Annotated in this window: 25 protein-coding genes; 19 read left to right on the top strand and 6 right to left on the bottom strand. The window is 65.5% G+C overall.

All coding sequences use genetic code 11. The annotated features are described in order from the left end of the window. Nucleotides 1-367 precede the first annotated feature (367 nt). The 15 genes from IM738_RS15495 (at nt 368) to IM738_RS15425 (ending at nt 13,729) form a co-directional block, all read left to right on the top strand. The gene (locus tag IM738_RS15495; RefSeq protein ID WP_236961851.1) at nt 368-568 is read left to right on the top strand and encodes a Flp family type IVb pilin; all 201 of its coding nucleotides are present in this window, start codon (nt 368-370) and stop codon (nt 566-568) included. A 120-nt stretch (nt 569-688) separates the two neighbouring features. Further along, nucleotides 689-871 carry a Flp family type IVb pilin gene (locus IM738_RS15490; RefSeq protein WP_236961849.1) on the top strand — a complete coding sequence of 61 codons (183 nt, stop codon included), beginning with the start codon at nt 689-691 and terminating at the stop codon, nt 869-871. Nucleotides 872-992: 121 nt separating this feature from the next. Further along, complete coding sequence (locus IM738_RS15485) at nt 993-1,601, top strand: prepilin peptidase (RefSeq protein WP_236961848.1); 609 nt, start codon at nt 993-995, stop codon at nt 1,599-1,601. 11 nt (nt 1,602-1,612) lie between these two features. Next, a complete protein-coding gene (locus IM738_RS15480) occupies nt 1,613-2,971 on the top strand; it encodes an ATP-binding protein (RefSeq protein WP_236961847.1) in 1,359 nt (452 codons plus the stop codon). A 2-nt stretch (nt 2,972-2,973) separates the two neighbouring features. Then, on the top strand, nt 2,974-3,825 hold the full coding sequence (gene cpaB, locus IM738_RS15475) for a Flp pilus assembly protein CpaB (protein ID WP_236961846.1): 852 nt from the start codon (nt 2,974-2,976) through the stop codon (nt 3,823-3,825). A 13-nt stretch (nt 3,826-3,838) separates the two neighbouring features. Then, complete coding sequence (locus IM738_RS15470; protein WP_236961845.1) at nt 3,839-5,395, top strand: type II and III secretion system protein family protein; 1,557 nt, start codon at nt 3,839-3,841, stop codon at nt 5,393-5,395. A 12-nt stretch (nt 5,396-5,407) separates the two neighbouring features. Continuing rightward, entirely contained in the window at nt 5,408-5,707 is a 300-nt protein-coding gene (locus tag IM738_RS15465; protein WP_236961844.1) for a hypothetical protein, read from the top strand. Between the two features lie 28 nt (nt 5,708-5,735). Then, a complete protein-coding gene (locus IM738_RS15460; RefSeq protein ID WP_236961836.1) occupies nt 5,736-7,013 on the top strand; it encodes a TadE/TadG family type IV pilus assembly protein in 1,278 nt (425 codons plus the stop codon). A gap of 1 nt (nt 7,014) precedes the next feature. Beyond that, nucleotides 7,015-7,509 (top strand): TadE family protein, encoded by a 495-nt coding sequence (locus IM738_RS15455; RefSeq protein ID WP_236961834.1) that lies wholly within the window; start codon nt 7,015-7,017, stop codon nt 7,507-7,509. A gap of 8 nt (nt 7,510-7,517) precedes the next feature. Then, nucleotides 7,518-7,979, top strand: a complete 462-nt coding sequence (locus IM738_RS15450) for a TadE/TadG family type IV pilus assembly protein (protein WP_236961833.1) — start codon at nt 7,518-7,520, stop codon at nt 7,977-7,979. A gap of 36 nt (nt 7,980-8,015) precedes the next feature. Beyond that, nucleotides 8,016-9,188 (top strand): AAA family ATPase, encoded by a 1,173-nt coding sequence (locus IM738_RS15445; protein ID WP_236961831.1) that lies wholly within the window; start codon nt 8,016-8,018, stop codon nt 9,186-9,188. A 49-nt stretch (nt 9,189-9,237) separates the two neighbouring features. Continuing rightward, on the top strand, nt 9,238-10,599 hold the full coding sequence (locus IM738_RS15440; RefSeq protein WP_236961829.1) for a CpaF family protein: 1,362 nt from the start codon (nt 9,238-9,240) through the stop codon (nt 10,597-10,599). Between the two features lie 4 nt (nt 10,600-10,603). Then, the gene (locus tag IM738_RS15435; RefSeq protein WP_236961828.1) at nt 10,604-11,581 is read left to right on the top strand and encodes a type II secretion system F family protein; all 978 of its coding nucleotides are present in this window, start codon (nt 10,604-10,606) and stop codon (nt 11,579-11,581) included. A 3-nt stretch (nt 11,582-11,584) separates the two neighbouring features. Beyond that, a complete protein-coding gene (locus IM738_RS15430) occupies nt 11,585-12,544 on the top strand; it encodes a type II secretion system F family protein (RefSeq protein WP_236961827.1) in 960 nt (319 codons plus the stop codon). A 24-nt stretch (nt 12,545-12,568) separates the two neighbouring features. Next, nucleotides 12,569-13,729: a LytR C-terminal domain-containing protein gene (locus IM738_RS15425; protein WP_236961826.1), complete on the top strand. Its 1,161-nt coding sequence runs from the start codon at nt 12,569-12,571 to the stop codon at nt 13,727-13,729. A 3-nt stretch (nt 13,730-13,732) separates the two neighbouring features. Here the strand turns inward: IM738_RS15425 and IM738_RS25935 are convergent, their stop codons facing one another. Together IM738_RS25935 and IM738_RS15415 are read right to left on the bottom strand one after the other, a co-directional pair. After that, the gene (locus IM738_RS25935; protein WP_272907875.1) at nt 13,733-13,939 is read right to left on the bottom strand and encodes a DUF72 domain-containing protein; all 207 of its coding nucleotides are present in this window, start codon (nt 13,937-13,939) and stop codon (nt 13,733-13,735) included. A gap of 69 nt (nt 13,940-14,008) precedes the next feature. Beyond that, a complete protein-coding gene (locus tag IM738_RS15415; RefSeq protein WP_236961825.1) occupies nt 14,009-14,998 on the bottom strand; it encodes a GlxA family transcriptional regulator in 990 nt (329 codons plus the stop codon). Nucleotides 14,999-15,101: 103 nt separating this feature from the next. On the opposite strand from IM738_RS15415, the gene IM738_RS15410 reads away from it, so the two are divergent. Further along, a complete protein-coding gene (locus IM738_RS15410; RefSeq protein ID WP_236961824.1) occupies nt 15,102-15,650 on the top strand; it encodes a cysteine hydrolase family protein in 549 nt (182 codons plus the stop codon). A gap of 24 nt (nt 15,651-15,674) precedes the next feature. On the opposite strand, the gene IM738_RS15405 is transcribed toward IM738_RS15410, so the two are convergent. Continuing rightward, nucleotides 15,675-16,064, bottom strand: a complete 390-nt coding sequence (locus IM738_RS15405) for a nuclear transport factor 2 family protein (RefSeq protein WP_236961823.1) — start codon at nt 16,062-16,064, stop codon at nt 15,675-15,677. A 225-nt stretch (nt 16,065-16,289) separates the two neighbouring features. Here IM738_RS15405 and IM738_RS15400 point away from each other — a divergent pair, with 225 nt between their 5' ends. After that, on the top strand, nt 16,290-17,171 hold the full coding sequence (locus tag IM738_RS15400; RefSeq protein ID WP_236961822.1) for an AraC family transcriptional regulator: 882 nt from the start codon (nt 16,290-16,292) through the stop codon (nt 17,169-17,171). Nucleotides 17,172-17,383: 212 nt separating this feature from the next. Here the strand turns inward: IM738_RS15400 and IM738_RS15395 are convergent, their stop codons facing one another. Beyond that, nucleotides 17,384-18,955 (bottom strand): Fic family protein, encoded by a 1,572-nt coding sequence (locus IM738_RS15395; RefSeq protein WP_236961820.1) that lies wholly within the window; start codon nt 18,953-18,955, stop codon nt 17,384-17,386. Between the two features lie 545 nt (nt 18,956-19,500). Beyond that, the gene (locus IM738_RS15390) at nt 19,501-20,490 is read right to left on the bottom strand and encodes an IS5 family transposase (protein WP_236961435.1); all 990 of its coding nucleotides are present in this window, start codon (nt 20,488-20,490) and stop codon (nt 19,501-19,503) included. A gap of 341 nt (nt 20,491-20,831) precedes the next feature. On the opposite strand from IM738_RS15390, the gene IM738_RS15385 reads away from it, so the two are divergent. Further along, nucleotides 20,832-21,884: a DUF4917 family protein gene (locus IM738_RS15385; protein ID WP_236961819.1), complete on the top strand. Its 1,053-nt coding sequence runs from the start codon at nt 20,832-20,834 to the stop codon at nt 21,882-21,884. A 165-nt stretch (nt 21,885-22,049) separates the two neighbouring features. On the opposite strand, the gene IM738_RS15380 is transcribed toward IM738_RS15385, so the two are convergent. After that, nucleotides 22,050-23,039 carry an IS5 family transposase gene (locus IM738_RS15380; protein WP_236961435.1) on the bottom strand — a complete coding sequence of 330 codons (990 nt, stop codon included), beginning with the start codon at nt 23,037-23,039 and terminating at the stop codon, nt 22,050-22,052. Nucleotides 23,040-23,144: 105 nt separating this feature from the next. Here IM738_RS15380 and IM738_RS15375 point away from each other — a divergent pair, with 105 nt between their 5' ends. Next, complete coding sequence (locus tag IM738_RS15375) at nt 23,145-24,131, top strand: PDDEXK nuclease domain-containing protein (RefSeq protein WP_236961818.1); 987 nt, start codon at nt 23,145-23,147, stop codon at nt 24,129-24,131. Nucleotides 24,132-24,146: the final 15 nt, after the last annotated feature.

Below are 24,146 nucleotides of genomic sequence, written 5' to 3'. Positions count from 1 at the left end.
TGTCGCTTGTAGACAACGTTCTTTGGATGTTCGAGCGCCGATTTTGAGACAAAAAACAGAGGAGAAACCCGAACGGTTGTTACAAATAGAGCGGATAAACGGTTCTTTTAGAAGATAAACGGTGAGTTTTGTGAGAAAAATCACCCAAAGTAGTTACTTCATGACCGGTGGAGGCCTAATTTGTAACAATGAATACCCTTGGGGGTTGCGGAAGTTGTTTGGGAGGCGCAGAGTGTATCCATGAGTTACAGAAAGTGTGTTTTGTGACTTATTTTGTTGCACAAAGTACGCGTTTCCAAGGGCTCATGCCGTCATTGGTCGCTCATGGGGGGTGGCTGATGGATTCAACCTTTGCTTGGAGCTGGACATGAAGAACTTCTTGAATGCAAGCCGCCGTTTTCTGCGTGACGAAGAGGGCGTCACCGCCATCGAATACGGCCTGATCGCGGCGCTGATCGCGGTCGTGATCATCGTCGGTGCGGGGCTGGTGGGGACCAACCTCAACACCCTCTTCACCGGCATCTCTGGCTGTCTGGAGACCCCGGCGACAGGCGCCATCTGTGGTTGATCACGGGTGATGCGTGTGGCTGACCGTGAGCCTGAACCAAGGGCCAGCGGTCAGGCCACCCGCTGCAGGCGGTGCATGAGTCCCGCCGCACCGAAGCAACAAACACACAGGACTTCACCCATGACCAGGCGATCCAGCGGTTCCCGCCAACGCCAAAAAGGCGTCAGTGCCATTGAGTACGGCCTGCTGGCCGCACTGATTGCCTTGGTGGCCATCGTGGGCATCGGCGCACTCGGCAGTGCCAACGGGGCAGGGTGGGACGCCTGGGTGGCCCAGGTGGTGGCGGTGATCGCAGGCCTCTGAGCCTGGAGGGCGTTCGGCGTTCATGGCTGCCATCACCGGAGACGCACCGGTCGCAGCGCGGTTTCATACAGACAGGCAAGCGGGTTCATTTCGGTCCATCAACCAGAACAAGGAGTTGGGCATGACCATCGACATCGCACCTGGCCATTGGCAGGTAGGGGGTTTGAGCCTGCTGGCGCTGTGTCTCGCGCTGGCCGCGCTCTCCGACGCGCGGCAACGCCGCATCCCGAACGCACTGGTGCTGGTGGCCTTGCTGGCCGGTCTGCTGTGGAACGCCTTCGGTCCGCAACCCTTCAGCCAGAACCCCGGCCTGTTCTCTCCCTACCCCGGTGCCCTCGGCGTGGGGTCCGGTCTGCTGGGCGCGCTGGTGGCGCTGCTGCTCTTTCTTCCCTTCCATGTCCTGCGCGTCCTGGGCGCCGGTGACGTGAAGCTGTTTGCCGCCGTCGGTGCCTTCGCCGGCCCGGCCGCGAGCGTGAACCTGGCCTTGTGCGTGCTGGTGGCCGGTGGCCTGCTGGCGCTGGCCCGGATGGCCGTGGCGCGCAACGCCCGCCTGGTGATGCAGAACACGCTGGCCTCGCTGGGGCAGCTGCTGCCGGGCTCGGCCGGCTCCTTTGACGCCCGCACCCAGACCGCCTGGCGCATGCCCTACGCCGTGGCCATCGCCGGTGGCGTCGCCGGCTACGCCGCCTGGACCCTCTCGGGTCGGGCCCCCCTGATCGCGTTCGGTTGATCGAGCCCGCCATGACCGAACTTGCCCAGCCCTCGCCCTCGCTGCTGCTGAAGTCGGCGCCGGTCGACACCTTCGGCGACGGCCCCGATGTGGCCGGTCTGCCCGCCAGCTTCCTGGTGGACCTGGCGCTGCGCCACCTCTCGCGCAAGGGCGAGCTCAAGCTCTATGCGCTGGCACAGGCGCTGGGCCTGGGCGTGACGGCGATCGACGGTCTGCTGGCACAGATGCGCACGCTGGCGCTGGTCGAGGTGCCGCGCCGCGGCACGCTGGAGGGCGACATCAGCTACACGCTGACCGACCTGGGCCATCGGCGCGCGCGCATCGCCTTCGACCGCTGCCAGTACCTCGGTCCGGCGCCGGTGCCGCTGGGCGAGTACGTGGCCCAGGTGCGCGAGCAGGACACGCAGCTCTTGCCGGTGCGCGAGCTGCGCCTGCGCGCGGTGCTGGCCAGCATGGTGCTGCCCGCCGCGCTGCTGCCCAGCCTGGGCAGCGCGATGAATTCGGGCAAGGCGATCTACCTGCACGGCGCCAGCGGCACCGGCAAGACCTTTCTGGCCGAGCACCTGGTGCGCACGCTGGAGGGCCAGATCTGGGTGCCGCACGCGATCTGTGTGGACGGCGAGGTGGTGCAGGTGTTTGACCCGCTCGTGCACCGCGAGGCCCGCGACGATGCCGTGGCGGTGCTCGGCCGTGGCCTGCAGCGCGACCTCTCCAGCGACGGGCGCTGGGTGCGCTGCGAGCGGCCGGTGGTGATCGTCGGTGGCGAGCTCATTCTGGACACCCTGGACCTGGCCTACGACCCCCACACCCGTGTGCACACCGCACCGCCCCAGCTCAAGGCCAACAACGGCATCTTCGTGGTCGACGACCTGGGCCGCCAGCGCGTGAGCCCGACCGAGCTGATGAACCGCTGGATCGTGCCGCTGGACCGCCATGTGGACCACCTGACGCTCAGCACCGGCACCAAGTTTTCGGTGCCCTTCGATGTGCGGGTGATCTTCTCCAGCAACCTGCCGCCCGACAGCCTGGTCGACCCCGCGTTCGCGCGCCGCCTGGGCTACAAGATTCAGATCGAGCCCCTGGACATGGAGAGTTACCGCGAGGTGGTGGCCCAGGCCTGTGCCCGAGCCGGCGTACCCGAGCACCCGGCCGGGGTGGCGCACCTGATCCACACCCTGCACCCGCGCCACGGTCAGCCCTACCTGCCGTGCATTCCCTACGACGTGGTCAGCAAGATCGCCGATCTGGCGCGCTACCGCCAGCGCCCCCCGCGGCTCACGCCCGAGGCCCTTGACTGGGCCTGGCACAACTATTTCGGTCTGCCGGCGCTGGACGCCCCGGCCCATGACCGGCCCCTTTCAGGAGAGTGACCATGCAAAGCAAACGGGCGATTTTCATGTTGCTGTTGTCCTTGGTGGCGGGCGCGGCGGCGGTCGTGCTGGCCGCCCGATGGCTGGGGCAGCAGGCCAGTGGCGACCGGACGCAGGTGCTGGTGGCCACCCGCGACCTCGACCTGGGGCAGGGGATCACGGCCGAGATGCTGCAGCCCGTCGCCTGGCCCACCGACAACGTGCCGACCGGTGCGTTCACCGACCCCAAGCTGCTCGAAGGCCGGGTGGTGCGCAACCCGATGTTCAAGGGCGAGCCGGTGCTGGAGCCCAAGCTGGCGCCCGTGGGCACCAAGGCGGGGCTGGACTCCATCATCAAGCCCGGCCACCGCGCGATCTCGGTCAAGGTCAACGAGGTGGTCGGCGTGGCCGGTTTCCTGGCGCCCGGGAGCTACGTGGACCTGCTGGTCAACATCCGCGACGACCGCGAGACGGCGGTGTCCCGCGTGGTGCTGGAACGCATCATGGTGCTGGCGGTGGCGCAGGAAGCCCGCCGTCCCGACGAGAACAAGCCCAAGGTGGTGAACGCCGTGACGCTGGAGGTCACGCCCGACCAGGCCGAGAAGATCGACCTGGCGCGCAACGTCGGCACGCTCTCGCTGATGCTGCGCAACCAGGTGGACACCAAGGACGATGTCAACACCGTCGGCGTGCGCCGCGAAGACCTGTTTGGCGACGCCAAGCCGACCCCCGCGCCAGTGGTCGCTGCGGCGCCGGTGCGCCGTGCCGCACCCCGCCCGGCGCCCCGCCCGGCACCGGCGGCCGCTCCCGCCGCCCCGCCCGTCGCCACCGTCGAGGTGATCCGGGGCACCCAGAAATCTTCCGCCAGTTTCTAAGGAGCGAGCGATCATGAACACCCCACTGCTGCGCGTTCTCAGTCTCGCCCTGACCACGGCCGGCCTGCTGGCCCCGGGGCTGGCACAGGCCCAGACCGCCGTCACCCGCGGCGTCACCACCACCCGCGTGGCCGCGCCACCGCCGGCGTCGGCCGACATCAGCACCGACCTCGCCACCGTCGGCCCCTCGATGGACCTGACCGTCGGCAAGTCCACCCTGCTGCGCATGCCCACCGAGGTCACCCGCATTTCGCTGGGCAATCCCACCGTCGCCGACGTCACCCTGATCAGCCCGACCGAGCTGTACCTGCTGGGCAAGGCCTATGGCTCGACCAACCTCATCGTCTGGCGCAAGGGCGCGGGCGCGACGGCCATCGACGTCAATGTCAACATCGACTTCAAGCGCATGCAGGCCAAGCTGCGCGAGCTGCTGCCCGCCGAAACCGGCATCCAGGTGCGCCCGGCGGCCGACTCGGTGATCCTCTCGGGCACCGTCTCCAGCGCGGTCAAGTCGATGGCGGCCGAGGAGATCGCCAACGCCTTCGTGCGCGATGTCAACAAGAGCCTGGTGATGCCCGTGGTGGCCGGCGACAACCGCGCCGAGTCGGGCACCAAGCTGTCTGTGTCCACCAGCGGCGGCGGCTCGGGGGTGTCGGCGGCGGCGCGCACGGCGGGCGCCCGCGTCGTCAACCTGCTGGGCGTGGCCGAGGCGCAGCAGGTGATGCTGGAGGTCACGGTGGCCGAGGTGTCGAAGAAGCTGCTGGACAAGATGGGTGTGAACCTGCTGTCTTCGCGCACCAACAACAACTGGACCTACACCCTCGGTGGCGTGTTCGGCGGTGACGGCCGTGGCCTGCTCGGCGCGGTCAAGGACATGGGCCACACCACCATCAACATCGACGCCGAAAAGAGCGACGGCCTGGTCAAGATCCTGGCCGAGCCCAACCTGGTCGCGATCAGTGGCCAGGAGGCCAGCTTCCTGGCCGGCGGCAAGATCTTCATCCCGGTGGCACGCAGCAACGAAGCCACCGGCGGCACCACGATCACGCTGGAAGAAAAGGAATACGGCGTCGGCGTCAAGTTCACGCCCACCGTGCTGGAGGGGGGCCGCATCCACCTCAAGGTGGCGCCTGAGGTGTCGGAACTCTCGCAGACCGGCACACCGTTCACCACGGTGGCGGGCGTGACCTCGATCCTGCCGAGCTTCACCACCCGCCGCGCCTCGACCACGGTGCAGCTGATGGACGGGCAGAGCCTGGCCATCGCCGGCCTGATCAAGAACAACGCCCGCCAGGCGCTGGACGCCGTGCCCGGGCTGGGCGAGGTGCCGGTGCTGGGTGCCCTGTTCCGCAGCAACGAATTCCAGGGCGACCGCAGCGAGCTGATGTTCGTGATCACGCCGCGCCTGGTCAAACAGCTCGACCCGGGTTACGCGCTGCCGACCGACAGCTACAAGCCGCCCAACCGGGGCGAGTTCTTCTTCGGCAACCAGATGGAAGGCAGTGGCCGGTCCGACATGGCGCCGGGCCGTCCCGCACCCCAGGGCGCCGGCCACCTCGAAGTGAAATAAGGAGCGCCTACCATGAACCACCCCATCCTCTCCCTCACGCGGACCACCCTGGGCCTGGGCGCGACGGTGCTGGCGCTGGCCGGCTGCGCCAGCTCCACCCCCGCGCTCGATGCCAGCTTCGGCAACGCGGTGCGCGAAGCCCGCGCCGCCCAGACGCTGAACCCCAAGGCCAGCGCGCAGAACACCCAGCCCGCCCTGGGCATCGACGGCAAGGCCGCCAACGAAGCGCAGGGCCGCTACGTCGATTCGTTCAAGACGCCGCCCCGGACCTTCGAGGTCATCAACATCGGCGGCTCGATCACCGGCGAGTGAGCAGGACCGGGCCTTCGGGGAGAACCACATGCACGCAAGACGCTTCCGCCACCCCGCCGCTGCCCGCCAGCGCGGCGCGGTCGCGATCATGCTGGGCCTCACGCTGGCGGTGCTGATCGGGTTCGCCGGCCTGGCCCTCGACCTGGGGCGGTTCTTCATCATCAAGACCGAGCTGCAGAACGCGATGGACGCTTGTGCGCTCGCCGCCTCGACGCAGCTGCGCCCGGGCCAGAGCGACCCCAACGCGCTCGACCGCGCGATCGCCTACGGACGGGTGTTCACGACCGGCGGGGTGAGCGTCAACCCGCTGGAGGGCAACATCGACGCGATCCGGAACCGGGTGAACTTCCAGACCGACACGGTCAATGTGCAGACCGAGAACATCACCTTCTCCGAGGACCTGGCCGGCCCCTATGTGGCGCAGGCGTCGGCCGACCCGAACACCGCTGCTTTCGTGCAGTGCAGTCTGCCGCTGACCGACATCCCGGTGTTCTTCATGCGGGTGCTCAACCCGCTGCTGACCACGCAGACGGTGTCGGCGCGCGCGGTGGCCACGCTGGCGTCGTCGGCCTCGGCCTGTGCGATTCCGGTGGCCGCCTGCAGGTCGGCGACCGGAACGGCGGCCAACAACTTCGGACTGAGTGTCGGGCAATGGCTGATCCCCCCCGCCGGCCCGGGCTCCCCCTACGGTACCGGCAACTTCGGCTGGATCGACTTCACCCCGCCGGCCGGTGGCGCCTCGGAACTGGCCTCCCTGCTCTCGGGAACGGGTCAGTGCAATGCCTCCGTGGGCGACGAGGTCGGCGAGTCGGGCATGGTGGCGTCGGCCGAATCCCACTGGAACTCGCGTTTCGGCCTGTACCGTCCCGGCGCCGGCAACCCGCAACAGGCGAGCTCACCACCGGACTTCACCGGTTACGGCTACACCCTGTCGAACTGGCCGGCGGGCGCCAACGCCTACGCGGGCGTGCAGGCCGGGGTGCCCAACTACCGCACGGCGCTCGCGGGCACCATGCCCTACCAGGTGAGTCCGCCCAACCCCTACAACCGCCTCACGCAGGCGCAGCACGCGTCCCAGGGTCGGCACCGGCGGGTGCAGGTGGCGCCGGTGGTGGACTGCAGCGCCTTTGACGGTTACCCGGTGATCGAGGGCTGGGCCTGCGTGCTCATGCTCAACCCCATGCTGGGCAGTTCACCGGTGCCGGCGATGGAGTTCCTGGGGCTGAGCACATCCCCGGGCAGCCCTTGCGCCACCAACGGCGAGCCCGGCACCTTCGGCCCCCTGGTGCCCCAACTGGTGCAATGACATGGCACGCGCACACCAGACCCAACGGGGCGCGATCGCGGTGGAGTTCGCCATCGTGCTGCTGCCCATGCTGATCCTGTGTTTCGGCATCACCGAGCTGGGCCGGGCGCTGTACCTCTACAACGGCCTGGTCAAGGCCTCCCGGGGCGCTGCGCGCCACCTCTCGCAGCAGAACCTCGCCAGCCCACCCGCCGGCTTCACGGCCGATGGCCTGCGCCTCAACGCGCGTTCGCTGGCGCTGTGCGGTGCCTTCGATTGCGCGGACCGGCCGCCGCTGGTGCCCAACCTGACGCTGGCCATGATCAGCGTCTGCGACCCCGTGCTGTGTCCGACGACCCACGCCAACATCTCGACCGGCCAGGGCACGACCAGCCTGGTCACCGTGACGATCGGTGCCGGCGACAACCGCTACCCCTTCACGTCCGTCGTGCCCTGGGTGGTGCCCAGCATCAACTACTCGCCGGTGGGCATCACCATGGCGGCGAGCACCAATTGAGGCACGGCATGATCCAGCCAACCCGCCTGTCTGCCAGCCGCCGCCTCGGGCAGCGCGGCGTGGCCGCCGTCGAGTTCGCCATCGTTTCGCTGGTGTTCTTCACGCTGCTGCTGGGCATCATGGAGTTCGGTCGCTGGCTGTTCCTGCTCAACGGCGCCAACGAGGCCACGCGCCTGGGCGCGCGGCTGGCCGTGGTGTGCAGCATCGACGACGACGAAAGCCACCTCACCGGCATCCGCGCCCGCATGAGCGCGATGACCGGCGGCGGCATTGCGGCCGACCGCATGGTGCTGGACTACGAGCCAACCAGTTGCACCACCGACACCTGCCGCACGGTGACCGCCCGCATCGTGGACGCGGATTTCACGCCCCTGATTCCGTTCTTTGGCCTGCCGCTGCCGATCCCCGAGTTCCCGACCAGCCTGCCGCGCGAGTACATGAACAGCACCGGCAACCCGGTGTGTCCCTGAACCTGCAACGGCCCCTTTCCTTTCAGATTGTTTCGCATGACCACCAAGTTCTCTCTGATCTGTGCCACCGCTGAACAACGCCAGCGGGTGTTGAACGAATGCGCCAGCCCGTCCGGGGTGGAGATCACGGTGCATGTGGGGGGGGCCCGCAATGCGCTGGCGGTGATGCAGAAAGAGCAGCCCGACGTGCTGCTGCTGGACCTGGATCAGCCCGACGAATCGGCCTACGAGCTGATCGACGCGGCCACACAACGGGTTCCGGGCGTGATGGTGCTGCTGGTGACGGCCGACGCGTCGATGAACGCGCTCAAGCGCGCGATGCGGGCCGGGGTCCGCGACGTGCTGGAAGCGCCGCTGACGTCCGACACGCTGAAGCTGGCGCAGGACTACCTGCGGGATGCCCAGGCGAACTCGTCGCGCTTCTCCGATCGCTCCGGCGAGGTGCATGCCTTCCTGTCGGCCAAGGGGGGCTGCGGCGCCACCTTCCTGGCGACGAACCTGGGCTACCTGCTGGCCAAGAGCGGCCGCCGGGTGCTGCTGATCGACCTCAACCTGTACTTCGGCGATGCCGCCACCTACCTGACCGACCGCAAGGCGCCGGCCAGTGTGGTGGACCTGGCGCGGCAGGCGCACCGGATGGACGCCGCGCTGCTCGATGCCAGCGTGCTCAAGGTGCGCGAGAACCTGGACTTGCTGGTCGCGCCCGAGTTGCCGTACCAGCTGGAGGGCGTGACCGCGGACAACGTGGCCGCCATGATCCGGCTGGCGCACACCGAGTACGACTTCATCCTGCTGGACCTGGGGCGCACCCTGGACCCGGCCACGATCAAGGCCCTGGACATGGCCGACCGTGTGGTGCTGATCGTGGAGCAGACCCTGCCGGCGCTCAAGGACGCCCGCCGGATGGTCACCGTGTTCGACGAGCTGAGCTATGGCAAAGACAAGTTGCGGCTGGTGATCAACGGGTATTCCAAGAGCGCGCTGATCCGCACCGAGGATGTCGAGAAGACCATCGGCCTCAAGGTCACCCGGCACATTCCGGCCAGCGAAGAGGCGGTGCTCAACGCGATCAACCGGGGCGACCCGCTGCCGCGCATCAGCCCCCGCGACCCCGTTTCGCGTGCCCTCCAGCAGTGGGCACAGGATGTGTCTCCGGCCCATGTCCGGCCGGAAAAGAGCTGGTTTGCCACCCTGACCGGCGGCATGTGAGTTGTCCGACCGGCAGCCGCCCCGCGTGTCCACCGACCGAAAGACCGACATGAACCTTAGAGACCTCTCCCACGAGTTGCGCAGCCCGCTGCGGCCCGGCGAGCCGGGGCGCGATGCCGCAGAGCCTGGCCAGGACCAGGCGGCCTTCCACGCCTTGCGCAGCCGGGTTCACCACCAGCTGCTGGGCCGCATCGACCTGGAGGTGATGGGCACGATGAAGCCCGATCGCCTGCGCGAGGAGCTGGGCATCCTGGTCGAGCAGCTGCTGCTGGAGTCCGGTGCCGCGCTCAACGCGATCGAGCGGCGGCGCATGGTGGTGGAGATCCAGGACGAGGTCATGGGCCTGGGGCCGCTGGAGCCGCTGCTGGCCGACCCGACGGTGTCGGACATCCTGGTCAACGGCCCCTTCCAGGTGTTTGTCGAACGGCGCGGCCGCCTGGAGCTCACCGGTGTGGCGTTCTCCGACGCGGACCACCTGATGAAGATCATCGACAAGATCGTCTCGCGCATCGGGCGCCGGGTCGACGAGTCCAGCCCGATGGTGGACGCCCGGCTGCAGGACGGCTCGCGCGTGAACGCGATCATTCCGCCGCTGGCGCTGGACGGGCCGCTGCTGTCGATCCGCCGCTTCGCGGTGGTGCCGCTCACGATGCACGACCTGATCGACAAACGCTCGATCACGCCCTCGGTGGCCGAGCTGCTCTCGGCCATGGTCAGGGCGAAGATGAACATCCTGATCTCGGGCGGCACGGGCACCGGCAAGACCACCTTGCTCAACGTGCTGTCGGCCTCGATCCCGCACCACGAGCGCATTGTGACCATCGAGGACGCGGCCGAGCTGCAGCTGCAGCAGCCCCACGTGGTGCGGCTGGAGACGCGCCCGCCCAACATCGAGGGCAAGGGGGAGGTGACCCAGCGCGCGCTGGTGCGCAACAGCCTGCGCATGCGCCCGGACCGGGTGGTGCTGGGCGAGGTGCGGGGCGCCGAGGTGCTGGACATGCTGCAGGCCATGAACACAGGTCACGAGGGCTCGATGGCCACGGTGCACGCCAACTCGCCGCGCGACGCGCTGACCCGCCTGGAGAACATGGCGACCTACGGCGGTGCCGCGATCCCGCAGGACGCGATGCGCCAGCAGATCAGCTCGGCGATCAACGCGGTGGTCCAGATCGCGCGCCTGAACGACGGCCGGCGCAAGCTCATCAGCCTGCAGGAGATCACCGGCATGGAGGGCGACGTGATCACCATGCAGGAGATCTACCGCTTCACGCAGACCGGCATGGGCCCGGACGGCACGGTCAAGGGGCACTACCGGGCGACCGGTGTGCGCCCCAAGTTCATGGACCGGCTCAAGGCCTTCGGGCTGTCGGTGCCCGACGCCACCTTCGATCCGTCGCTGATCTTCGAGTGATGCCATGAACCTCAGCCTGACCTTGTTCGTGCTGTTGGGTTTTCTGGCGGTGGTGCTGCTGCTGGAGGGCGCCTACGTCTACTGGAGCGACACCAAGAGCCCCGAGGTGCGGCGGGTGGAGGAGCGCCTGCGCGCGATCTCCGCCGGCGGGCATGTGGGCGAGGTGGAGCTCAAGCTGCTGCGCCAGCGCATGCTCAGCGACAGCCCGGCCGTGCAGCGCATCCTGCTGAGCATTCCCCGCGCCCACCAGCTGGACCGGCTGATGCAGCAGGCGGGCGACCACAACACGGTCTCGCACTTCCTGGGCGTCTGCGCGATGCTGTTCTCCGGCGGTGTGCTGCTGGGTCTGCTGCTGCGCTGGCCCTGGTTCCTGCTGCTGGGGGTGGCCACGCTGCTGGGCCTGGTGCCGCTGCTGCTGCTGGTGCGCCGTCGCAACAAACGGCTGCGCAAGATCGAGGCACAGCTGCCCGAGGCCATGGACCTGATCTCGCGCGCGCTGCGGGCGGGGCATGCGTTCCCGGTGGCGCTGGCGATGGTGGGCACCGAGTCGCCGCAGCCGGTCGCCGCCGAGTTCCGCATCACCTCCGACGAGGTGGGCTTCGGGGTGTCGGTCGAAAGTGCCCTGAGCAACCTGGCCGCGCGCGTGCCCAGCCCCGATGTCCGCTACTTCGTGATGGCGGTGGTGATCCAGCGCGAGACCGGCGGCAACCTGGCCGAGCTGCTGGCCAAACTCGCCGAGCTGGTGCGCGAGCGCTTCAAGCTGTTCGCCAAGGTGCGGGTGCTGGCGGCCGAAGGCAAGCTGTCGGCCTGGATCCTGACCCTGCTGCCGTTCGGGGTCGCCACGGTGATCGGCCTGCTCAACCCCGGTTACCTGCGCGTGCTGTTCACCGACGAAGCCGGGCTGATGCTGGTCTATGGTGCCCTCGCGCTGATGGCACTGGGCGTTCTGGTGATGTGGCGCATCATCAACATCAAGGTCTGAACCATGGCCCAACTCACAGGCACTCAATGGTCGTTGCTGGGGCTGGTGTTCCTGGCGGTGGTGGGGCTGATCCTCGGCCTGGGGCTGTGGTTCGGCCGCCGCTCGGGGGTGCAGGAGCGCCTGAACCAGATGGAGGGTCCGGCCGAGAAGACCCTGGGCCTCGAAGGCAACGTCGAATGGCACGCCAAGGTGGTCAAGGCGGTCGGACCGATGGCCAAGCTCTCGGCCCCCAAGGAGGGCTGGGAAGATTCGAGCCTGCGGCTGCGGTTCATGCACGCCGGCTTGCGCGAGAAGAGCTGGCCGGCGCTGTTTTTTGCCGCCAAGACGGTGCTGGCGCTCGGCCTCCCGGCCCTGTTCCTGCTGGGCACCGGTGCGGCCGCGGTCAAGATGGGCACGTACCCGCAGGTCTTCATGCTGCTGCTGCTCGCGACGATCGGCTACTACCTGCCCAACGGGGTGCTGGCGCGGCTGGTGGACTGGCGCAAGACCGAGGTGCAGGACGCCTTGCCCGACGCGCTGGACCTGATGACCGTGTGCGTGGAGGCCGGCCTGGGGCTGGACGCGGCCATGAACCGGGCGGCCAGCGAGATCGGCCTGCGCAGCGTGGCGCTCGAAGAGGAGCTCAACCTGGTGGCGCTGGAGCTGCGCATGGGCGTCAAGCGCGAGCTGGCGCTGCGCAACCTCGCGCTGCGCACCGCGGTGGACGACGTGGCCTCCTTCGTCGCCATGATCGTGCAGGCCGACCGCTTCGGCACCAACGTGGCCGAGGCCTTGCGCATCCAGGGCGAGACCATGCGCACCCACCGCCGCCTGCGGGCCGAGGAACGGGCCGCCAAGATCCCGCTCAAGCTGCTGTTCCCGCTGATCTTCTTCATCTTCCCGTCGCTGATGCTGGTGCTCATGGGGCCGGCCATGATCAGCATCTACCGTGTCCTGCTGCCCACCATGGGCGGCAATGGTTGAAGCCTGCACAAGGAGCACCGCACCATGAAACTCAAGACCACGTTCGCCCTGCTGCCCCTCGCCGGTCTGTTCGGCTGCGCCAGCCTGGTGCCCGCCACGCGCGAGCCACCGGTGGTCCGGTTCGCGCAGGCGCCGGTGATCACGCCCCAGATGTCGGCCGCTCAAAACAGCTACGCGCAGGCGCGCCAGGCGCATGAGCTGGGCCAGCTGACGACGGCGGCGCGGCACTACCGGCGGGCGCTCGATCTGGCGCCCGACCATGTGGGGGCGCTCAATGGGCTGGGCGTGATCCTGGCGCAGGACGGTCGCACCGCCGAGGCCATCGAGCTGCTGGTGCGGGCGCGGGATCTGGACCCCAAGGCGGGGCACATCCACAACAACCTGGGCTACACGCTGCTGCGCGAACAGCGGCTGGACGACGCCGACGTGGCGCTGCGCATGGCGCGCGAGCTGCAGCCGCTGAGCCAGCAGACCCTGCGCAACCTGGCCTTGCTGGACCAGGCCCGCCGCGAGCAGGCGCTGGCGGCCGCCGCGCCGTTCCAGTCCACCGATCCGGCGGAGGTGGCCCCGGTGACCACCGCCGTGGCCGTGGAGCCCGTGACCGGCGGGCATGTGCCCCAGATCGTGGCCGTGGCGCCGCAGGTCTACGAGCTGCGCCTGTCGAGCACGCTGTCCAACCTGAACCTGGTGGCCCAGGCCGAGCCGGCGGCCGCGCCGGATGTCCGCGAGATCGCCGAGGTCCAGCCCATGCCGGAGCCGCAGCCAGGGCACCGGCTGGTGTTCACGCGCGAAATGGCCTCGTTCACCCGCTCGGTGACCGCCTCGGCCGATGGGGCGTCCCGGCTGGAGGTCTCCAACGGCGCGGGTGTGGCGCAACTGGCCCGCCGCACGGCGGACCGGCTGGCGCAGGACGGCGTGGTCTCCGCCCGGCTGACCAACGCCAGGCACTACCGCTTCCCGCAAACCCAGATCGAATACCTGCCGGGACAGGACGCCGCGGTGCAGGCGGTGGCAGACCGCCTGCCGGTGCAGGTCAAGCTGGTGCCGGTCGCGCGACTGGACCGCCACATGAGCCTGCGCCTGGTGCTGGGCAAGGATGCCGCCGGACGGGCGATTGCGGCCTGGCTCGGTGGCGACGCTGCCCAGGTGGCCCAGACCGCGCCGGCGGTGCGACCGATCAGCTGATTCTCAGCGCGGCGCCAGCGCCGGCGCCTTGACCACGAAGCCAAAGTCGTCCGGCACCTGGTCGGCGTGGCGCGTGCACTGCCCTTCGGTCCGCGGGAGGTAGAACGACCGGTCGACGCCCAGGCAGTGCAGCAGCGGGTGCTGCGCGCAGGCCGACAGGCCGTTCCTGGCCAGTACCGCTTCGGTGTACGGTCCCTCGTCCCAGACGATGCCGGAACAGGTCGTCTTGCATCGGCGGGTTGATGAGTAGTGGGCCGCGGGTCGTCGTCGGGATGTTCGCTAGGCTTTTCGCACCCCGGAAGGACTGAACCGGCTGCGGTACTCGCCAGGGGTCAGTCCCACGATGCGGGCGAAGACCTTGCGAAATGCGCTGGGGTCGCTGTAGCCCACTTCCCAGGCAATGCGCTCGATGGACAGGGTACCGAACTGCAACAACTGCCGGGCATGGCCAACGCGCAAGCGCTGGCCATACTCTGTGGTGGTCATGCCGGTCGCTTTCTGGAAGCGGCGCAGAAAGGTTCTTTCCTCCAGTTGCGCACGGGCCGCCAGGGTGGGCAGGGACATGTCCTTCGCTGCGGTGCTTTGCAGCCAATGTTGCGCCTTGAGGATGGCGGTGTCGCCATGCGTCAGCCGGGGAGAGAACACGCTGTAGTAGCGTTGCTCCCGGCCTGGCGGGTCGATCAACAGCATCTGGGCCGTCTCGATCATGACGGTGGGGCCGAGGAAACGATCGACCAGACGCAGGCCCAGATCGGTCCAGGCCATGACGCCCCCGGCCGTGATGATGTCTCCGTCGTCAATGACGAGCCGGTCGGTGTCCAGTCGAACGCTGGGGAACCGGCTTTGGAACAGTTCGGCGTGATTCCAGTGCGTCGTCGCCGTGCGCGCCGACAGCAGCCCGGTCTCCGCCAGCAGGAAGGCGCCGGCGCACACCGAACCCAGCAGCGCGCCGTTTGCATGGCAAGCCTGCAACCAGGGCACCCACGGTGCTGCGGCCTCCGCGCTGATGGGGGCTGCCAGGGTCGGCGGCGCAATCAGCGCCGACACATGGCCGCTCGCCAGTGGGGCGCTGTCCCAGACACGCGTGGGCGTTTCGCCCGGGCCGGACAGCTGCCAATGGCTGATCCGCAGGGGAAGGCGAGGCTGTCCGCTGTGGCCCACAGCGATGCTCCCCGCGACCCCGAGCAGGTCGGTCAGGCCCAGCACCGCTGATGACTGCGCTTCGGGGTAGAGCAGCAGGCCCACTTCGGTCACAGGTTCGTCGAGCATATGTCGGTATTGGACACGAATATGTCGATGGCGACACTCGTCGGCGTGTCTTGGCCACCGAACAATCAGGGTTCCGTCCCCCCAACACCACCAGGAACCACCCATGAGCAAACGCGCCGTCGTCGTTGTCGATCTCCAGAACGAATATCTTTCCACCGGCAAACTGGCCTTGGTCGGCATCGAGCAGGCCGTCTCCAACGCTGCCCGTGTCGTCGCCGGCGCCCGGGCCAAGGGCGACCTGATCGTCCATGTTCGCCACGAATCCGCCAGTCCCGATGTCCCGTTCTTCGTTCAGGGCAGCGATGGCGTTCAGATCATTCCGGCGGTGGCCCCGCAAGAGGGCGAAACCGTCATCGTGAAAAACCACCCCAACGCGTTCCTCAAGACCGGGCTGAAGGCGCTGCTGGATGAACACGGCATCGAGGAAACCGTCATCACGGGTGCCATGAGCCACATGTGCATCGATGCGACCACCCGTGCGGCGTCTGACCTCGGCTACAAGACGACCGTCGTGCACGATGCCTGCGCCACGCGCGATCTGGAGTTTCTGGGCCAGACCGTGCCCGCGGCCCAGGTGCACGCCGCGCAGATGTCCGCACTGGGTTTCGCCTACGCCGCGATCGTGACCACGGACGCGTACCTGGCGTCTTGAGCGCCACGGCCATCCGGCCGCGGGTCACTGCCCCCAGAAGGCGTCTTCCTGTGGCTGGTCGCTGGAGAACAGCCGCACTTCAACGATCTTGCCGCCTTCAACACGAACGAGGTCCACGCCCGGCTGCCTGAGCTGGACGCCGTTGGCCTCGCCCGCGAACTCGATGGTGATGGCCACCCAGTCGCCAGTGGCCATGAAGTGATCGGCGCGGGTGATCGCGAACGTGCCCTTGGAGACTTCCATCATCTTGCCCAGCATCGGGCCCACGGCGGCCATGCCGCGGTGTGTGCCCGAGAACTGGTGGTTGCCCGGCTGGTGCCAGATCACGTCGGGCGAAATGAGTTGGCCCAGCGTGGCCTGGTCGCCGGTTTGAATGGCTTTGATGTAGGTCTTGGCGATGTCGATGTTGCTCATGGTGCGGTTCCTTGTTGGAGGATGGTGTGGTTGGCGTGTCCGTTCCCGGTGTCTCCAAGCGGTCCATGCTTGGTTCTTCCAGAACGTCAACGGAGGGTGATTGTTGGACAACGGAAGCCCAATGAAACGGTGATTTCTCGACAAGTTGTGATACTTTCTGGACATTGTTGAACCCACCCCTGATGGAGACTCCATGCAGCACCGCCCGCGTCGGGACGGTCCCCGGTGAACCCGGCCATTCAGCGCCTGGGCTATCGGCCGCAAGAGAGCCACCCGCTGGACCTGGAGGTTTTTTCGGTGGCCGACCTGAGGGATCGGGCCAAGGAGCAGCTGCGGACCACGCACCGGTACGAGTTCCACGCGCTGGTGGGCGTCACACAGGGCCAGTGCGCCCAGATGGTCGACTTCCAGTCGATCCCCTGCGGGCCGGGGTCGCTGCTCGTGCTGCGAGCCGGACAGGCCCACAACTACGGGCCGCACCAAGACTGGGATGGCTGGAACGTGTTGTTCCGCCCCGAATTTGTCGTGCCCGTTGCAACCACCTCACACGGGCCCCAACTCGCCCCCGATGTGGAGAGGCTGCCCGAACACATGGTGCTGAGCAGCCCGGACATGGCGGTCGTGACCGGGCTGGTTCAGCAGATGCGTGAGGACGCGCTGATCAACGCACCGAAGGAAGACGTGCATGCCCTGCTGCGCCATCAGCTCCATGCGCTGCTGACACGGCTGAGCATTCTGCAAGGCAGAACGCAGACCCAGCAGCCACTGGCCACCCCTGCAGCCCAACGCTTCTCGCGGTTCCAGCGCTTGGTGGAAGAGCGCTTCACGCAGTGGCATCAGGTAGGGAACTATGCCGGCCACCTGGGCTGCACCGAAAAGAGCCTGGCCCGGGCCGTGGCCGCGTCCACCGGCGCGACGGCCAAAGCCTTCATCGCCGGGCGGATCGCGCTGGAAGCCAAGCGCCTTCTGGTGCACACGGACCTGTCCGCCGCCGCCATCGCCGACAAGCTGGGATTCGACGAGCCCACCAATTTCAGCAAGTTCTTCAGGCGCGAGGCGGACGATTCACCCGCCGAATTTCGGCGCCGGCAAAGGATGTTGCTTTGATATTGAGAGCCGCCAGCGCGTCCGTCAGCAGCGCCAGGGTGGCGTCGTCCGGGAGCAGGGGGAGGACTTGGCTGGACGGCGGCGTGGAGTGGTGGGCGTGGTGTCGTCTTCGGCCGCTTCGGGTGCGGCAGCAGGCTGCTTTGGTTTTGCCGGCGGCGGCGCGGGCGGCGCGCCGAACAGGTCGTCCTGCATGGGGTGTCCTGGCTCGCCGCTCACCGGGCCGGCGTGGTCCCCGCGCCGTCGTCAAACGCCGCGCGCACGGCCGCCACCAGCCGCTCGTGCACAGCGTAGAAGGCGCCGCCTTCCTCAAAAATCGCCGGCAGCTCCTGTCGCAGCGTGCCGCTGACCACCCATTGGCTTTGGTGCAGCGACCGGATGATGCGGTCGGCATCCGCGTCCGGCATCTCCACCCAGCGCTTGATGGCGGCGCGCGCGGCGTCGTGCTGGCGCAGCAGCAGGGCCTCCTCCGCCATCTCGTGTTCCACCGTCTGGCGCAGCAGCTCGCTCAGGTAGCGCGCATGGGCCGTCAGATCGAGGTAGCGCCAGACGTGCTGCGCGTCGTCGGCCTGCAGGAACTCGAAGTTCGTCTCCACCCCATCGGCGCACACCCGGTGCGCCCCGAAGCGGTAGCCGTCGGCATAGGCCCGCATGAACGGCCGGGACACCACCTCCAGCACCTCGTCGTACTGCGCCCGGCCTTTGGCCGAGCCTGCGATGGTGGCCGACACCGGTACCACGATGTTGGGCGGCACCACCTTGTCTGCCGCCAGCAGGTGGTTGACCAGAAACCGGTGCACCCGACCGTTGCCGTCGGCCAGCGGGTGCAGGTACACAAAGGCGAATGACACCGCCGCCGCGCGGGCCACGCTGTTCGCACCCCGCGTGCGCCGCTCATACAGCCGCAGCGCGTCGAGCATGCCCGGCACCCGGTCTTCGCCCGGCGCGATGTAGTGCACCAGCTGCGCGCGCAAGCTGCTCTGCCCCACAAACACCGGCGACTGGCGGATGCCCACCCGCAGCGCGTGCGGCCCCAACACCGCCTTCTGCAGGCCCAGCAGGTGCTCGGGCGACATGGGGTCGTCCAGCCGGCCGCTGAATTCAGTGATCGCGGCGGCAAAGCGGCGCACCTTGTGATCCTGGTCCGCCTCGTGCTCCACGGCGAAGCTCGCACGCGACTCCTTGAACGTCAGCCAGGCCGCGCTGCGCAGCAGCAGCTCCGGGCCATAGGTGTCGTCCAGCCGTTGCACGCCGGCCCCCACGTCGTACAGCCAGCCACGCTCGGCCTCGGGCCCCAGCACCACCAGCGGGCAGAACTCGGGCGGGCCGGGCAGGTTGTTGTTGACGCGCCAGCGCCGCACCCGCTCGGGTCGAGACGCTGTCAGGTACTGCCCACCGTCGATGGCGTCCACATAGCCCATGTTGGCCGCCGTGTCGGGCACATCCAGCCGCCGCCCGGTGAACCACTCATACATGAAGGCGGTGCGGCGCGCGTAGCGGCCGGTGGGCTCTTCCCGCACCCAGGCCGCCACCTCGGCCGGGTCCAGCGCGGCAAACAGGCGAGAGAAGAACTCGAAGTGCAGCCGCTCGTACTTCAGCCCGAACTCGAAGTGCCCGCGAAAGCTGTCGGCCGGCTGGTACTGGGCCGGCCAGGTGAGTACCTCGTGGCCATCCGCCACCTCGCGCTGGCGCACCGCCCCCAGGCGGCTGCGGCTGAACAGGGGCTGCACCAGGCGGATGCCGTGGACTTGGGCCAGGCGTTGAAAACCGAGGAAGGTGTCGGCCATGGTGGTGTTTGGATAGGGGGAGCGCTATTTTGATAGAAAACGGAATTTTTTCCACCAAAACGTTAGAACGGTGATCGCAGGGTTGGGCGACTGCCCACGTGCTCGCCGCGGGTTATCAGCAGTTCAGGATGCGGAAGGTGGTTGCCAACTTGTGACAAGACGTTGCAGAATGGCCGCTCGAACGGACAACAATCAATAACGTTCTAGACCAGAGGGAGGCCATGGTCCATCTACATCCGACGCCGCTTCGAAGCTGGCCCGAACCATCGGGCTGTCAGGCTTTTGCGTACAGCGGCAGCAATATCATGTCAGGCGCCCTACATGGCATACGAAATGGGCGCACGCGCGCAAATTTCCGGATTAGCGCTTGCAGGCAAAAGGCAAGGCCTGACCCAATACTGCTCGTTTAGGGAAGGTCTGCACAACACCCGCTACGGCGCGAGGTGATGCATGCAATTTCAAATGATGGCGATTTCAGGCTCACGAGGGCGCTTTGTTGGCCGATTTCGCCCTGATTCGTGGCCGTTGGCCGCATTCGGACGCACTCATCCTCGGGTCTCCTTCAAAAGCGTTCGGCGCACCATCCAGATGTTGGACAACGCAAACAGGGTGTGCAGCTGCGCCGTGTTCTTGGCCAATCCCCGGTAGCGCACCTTCACATATCCGAACTGGCGCTTGATCACCCGGAACGGGTGTTCGACCTTGGCTCGGATGCGCGCCTTGGTTTTCTCCAGCGCTTCCATGATCGAGCCCATGGGCGTTTCCTTGTCCAGCGCCTTGCGATGGCTGGGCATCATGGCCACGTACCAGTGGACCTCGGGATGGTCCTTGATCACCTCATCGCGCTTGTGAACGCCCCGGTAGCCAGAGTCGGCAAAGACATCGGTTTCGTCGCCGTGCAGCAGTTCGCTGGCCTGGGTGATGTCGTGCGCGTTGGCCGCTGTGGCCTTGACGGTGTGCACCAGGCCCGATTCGGCATCGACCCCAATATGCGCTTTCATCCCGAAGTGCCACTGGTTGCCCTTCTTGGTCTGATGCATCTCGGGGTCGCGTTCGCCGCTGTTGTTCTTGGTCGAGCTGGGGGCGGCAATGAGCGTGGCGTCGACGACCGTACCGCTCTTGAGCAGCAGGCCTTTGTCGGCCAGGGTGGCGTTGACCGTGGCAAGCAATTGCAGGCTCAAGTTGTGTTGTTCGAGCAGATGGCGAAAGCGCAGGATGGTGCTCTCGTCAGGCAAGTTCTCCTCACCCTGGTCCAGCCCCGCAAACTCTCGAAACATGGGCGTGTCGTACAGCGCCTCCTCCATCGCCGGGTCGGACAGGTTGAACCACTGCTGCAGGAAGTGAATGCGAAGCATGGTTCGCACGGCAAACGGCGGACGACCACCCTTGGCGCCAGGCGTTGGTGCATGCTGTGCAATCAGCGACACCAGCTCGGTCCACGGCACTACCAGGTTCATCTCGTCGAGGAACTCGCGCTTGCGCGTTCTCTTGGTCTTGCGCTCGAATCCGCTCTCGCCCAGGCTCATTTGCTTCATGACGTCACTGTCTCACATCGGCCCACGGCGCCGCGGTTTTGCAGACCTTCCTTAGCCTGATTTTCGATCCCAAAAGTTTCCGTAGGCTATTAATTTTATTAAGTAATTTTTTCTTAACCGAACAGTATTGAGACCTGATCCCCATGCGATTGAGAGTGGACCGGCATGCACATCACTACACATGGGCATTCAAAGGATCACGACCTCCCATAGCAGTCTTCTTTGGTGTGCTTTTCACCTGTCTACCACGACTGGGGAATGGTCGGGACGACGAGTGGTACGTATGATCTTCTCTGACCTTGTAACTATGACCTCCTGTGTTACCCAAACGGGATAAACCCATGACTCAGATCAAACACTACGACAACTTCGATGAAATGATGAAAGAGTTGGAAGGCAAGAGGCGTCCAATTCACCTGCTAACAGGCAATGGCTTTAGCATGGCTTATGATTACAAAATTTTTTCATATAACGCCTTAGCCAATTTCGTAGAAAAGGCGGGCGATCCAATCGTATCAATCCTATTCGAAGCGCTGAAGACGAAAAATTTTGAGCTAATAATGGAGCAACTATCAACATTTTCCCTGCTTCTCAAGGCTCTAGACGCAGAAAAAAAACTTCAAGATAAGGTAGCCGAGGCGCACGCGAAATTAAAGCTCAACTTATTGAGCGCAATTAAGGAACTTCATCCTGAACATGTGTTTAAGATTGAGGATGGCTCAATAAATAGATGTGCAACATTCTTGAATGCATTTCTAGGAAAAGGAGGGCAAATCTTCAGTACAAACTATGACTTGCTCCTGTACTGGGTACTGATGCGAGCTGAAATTGAAGGGGCAAGCGATGGTTTTGGAAAGGAACTACTGAACCCCGCTGAAGTAGCTAACAGGACCGAGGAACCGGAGTATTCCGAGCTGATATGGGGACCAAATCGCTCAAGCCAAAATGTGCACCACTTGCATGGGACCTTGCCAATCTTTGACTCAAGGACTGAAATTGTTAAAGAGAAATACTCCAGCGAAGGATATTTACTCGAGAATGTCGGGAAGCGACTTGATTCTGGTCACTATCCAATATTTGTTACTGCCGGAAACGCACAAGATAAGCTTGATCTCATAATGCACAATCGCTACTTGACGTTTTGCTATGAGCGACTTTGTGAAATTGATGGATCGCTAGTCACCTATGGTTTTGGATTCGGCGAATATGATGATCACTTAATCGAAGCGCTAAACAAGGCGCATCATGCCCAACACAAGAATCCTCCTAAGCTGTGGAGCATTTATATTGGGGTTTATTCGGACTCTGACCGAGAGCATATCAATAAAAATGCGAACAAATTTCACGCGCCCATAAGGACCTTCGACGTGAAGTCCGTCAATCCGTGGCACTGACAGTAATAGCCCTGTTCTCTAGCCTGCTAGGGAAGGTCTGCACAACACCCGCTACGGCGCGAGGTGATGCATGCAATTTCAAATGATGGCGATTTCAGGCTCACGAGGGCGCTTTGTTGGCCGATTTCGCCCTGATTCGTGGCCGTTGGCCGCATTCGGACGCACTCATCCTCGGGTCTCCTTCAAAAGCGTTCGGCGCACCATCCAGATGTTGGACAACGCAAACAGGGTGTGCAGCTGCGCCGTGTTCTTGGCCAATCCCCGGTAGCGCACCTTCACATATCCGAACTGGCGCTTGATCACCCGGAACGGGTGTTCGACCTTGGCTCGGATGCGCGCCTTGGTTTTCTCCAGCGCTTCCATGATCGAGCCCATGGGCGTTTCCTTGTCCAGCGCCTTGCGATGGCTGGGCATCATGGCCACGTACCAGTGGACCTCGGGATGGTCCTTGATCACCTCATCGCGCTTGTGAACGCCCCGGTAGCCAGAGTCGGCAAAGACATCGGTTTCGTCGCCGTGCAGCAGTTCGCTGGCCTGGGTGATGTCGTGCGCGTTGGCCGCTGTGGCCTTGACGGTGTGCACCAGGCCCGATTCGGCATCGACCCCAATATGCGCTTTCATCCCGAAGTGCCACTGGTTGCCCTTCTTGGTCTGATGCATCTCGGGGTCGCGTTCGCCGCTGTTGTTCTTGGTCGAGCTGGGGGCGGCAATGAGCGTGGCGTCGACGACCGTACCGCTCTTGAGCAGCAGGCCTTTGTCGGCCAGGGTGGCGTTGACCGTGGCAAGCAATTGCAGGCTCAAGTTGTGTTGTTCGAGCAGATGGCGAAAGCGCAGGATGGTGCTCTCGTCAGGCAAGTTCTCCTCACCCTGGTCCAGCCCCGCAAACTCTCGAAACATGGGCGTGTCGTACAGCGCCTCCTCCATCGCCGGGTCGGACAGGTTGAACCACTGCTGCAGGAAGTGAATGCGAAGCATGGTTCGCACGGCAAACGGCGGACGACCACCCTTGGCGCCAGGCGTTGGTGCATGCTGTGCAATCAGCGACACCAGCTCGGTCCACGGCACTACCAGGTTCATCTCGTCGAGGAACTCGCGCTTGCGCGTTCTCTTGGTCTTGCGCTCGAATCCGCTCTCGCCCAGGCTCATTTGCTTCATGACGTCACTGTCTCACATCGGCCCACGGCGCCGCGGTTTTGCAGACCTTCCCTAGGTGTCGCATCCCGGATGATTGCCTAGACCCCAGACGGCTACGCCGACTGGTTGGCCGATCTGAACAGCCGCATCCACAGCGCTCAGCAGCGCGCGGCTCTAGCGGTGAGCCGCGAGCTGGTCTTGCTGTACTGGCAGATCGCGCGCGACATCCTGGCGCGGCAGGCTGAGCAGGGCTGGGGCACGAAGGTGATCGAGCGGCTGGCGCACGACCTGCGCATGGCTTTCCCGGACATGAAGGGGTTTTCTCCCCGCAACCTCAAGTACATGCGGGCTTTCGCTGAAGCTTGGCCCGAGGCTGAATTTGTGCAGCAGGCTGTTGCACAAGTTCCCTGGGGCCACACCCTGGTCTTGCTGGACCGGTTGAACACGGAGGCTGAGCGCCGCTGGTACGCCGCCCAGGCCATCGAGCACAACTGGTCGCGCAATGTGCTGGTGATGCAGATTGAAACCCGCCTGCTGGAACGCAGCGGTACGGCAGTCACCAATTTCCCCGCCAGCCTGCCCAAACCACAGTCCGATCTGGCGCACGAGTCGCTGAAAGAGCCCTACCGCTTTGACTTTCTCGGTCTGACCGACGAGGCACAGGAGCGGGATATTGAGCATGCCTTGGTGAAGCACGTCACCGAGTTCCTGCTGGAGCTGGGCGCGGGATTCGCCTTCGTCGGGCGGCAGGTGCTGCTGGACGTGGGCGGCGACGAGTTTTTCATCGACTTGCTGTTCTATCACCTCAAGCTGCGCTGTTATGTGGTGATTGAATTGAAGGCAGGCAAGTTCAAGCCCGAGCATCTGGGACAGCTGGGCTTTTATCTGACCGCGGTGGACCGGCAGGTGAAAAGCGAGCAGGACAACCCGACCATCGGCCTGTTGCTGTGCAAGAGCAAGAACAAGGTGGTGGCCGAATACGCCCTGGGCGACAAGACGCAGCCCATGGGCATTGCGGAATACAAGTTGCTGGAATCGCTGCCTGCAGAGTTGCAAACCAGTTTGCCCAGCATCGAGCAGATTGAGCGGGAGTTGGGGGACTTGCCGGACTGAGTCTGCGGATGGGAG

It is taken from the genome of Hydrogenophaga sp. SL48 (genome assembly GCF_021729865.1).
In the GTDB taxonomy this organism is placed as follows: domain Bacteria; phylum Pseudomonadota; class Gammaproteobacteria; order Burkholderiales; family Burkholderiaceae_C; genus Hydrogenophaga.
Note: the sequence above shows the minus strand (reverse complement) of the source record. Positions and strands in the feature narration are given on the sequence as shown.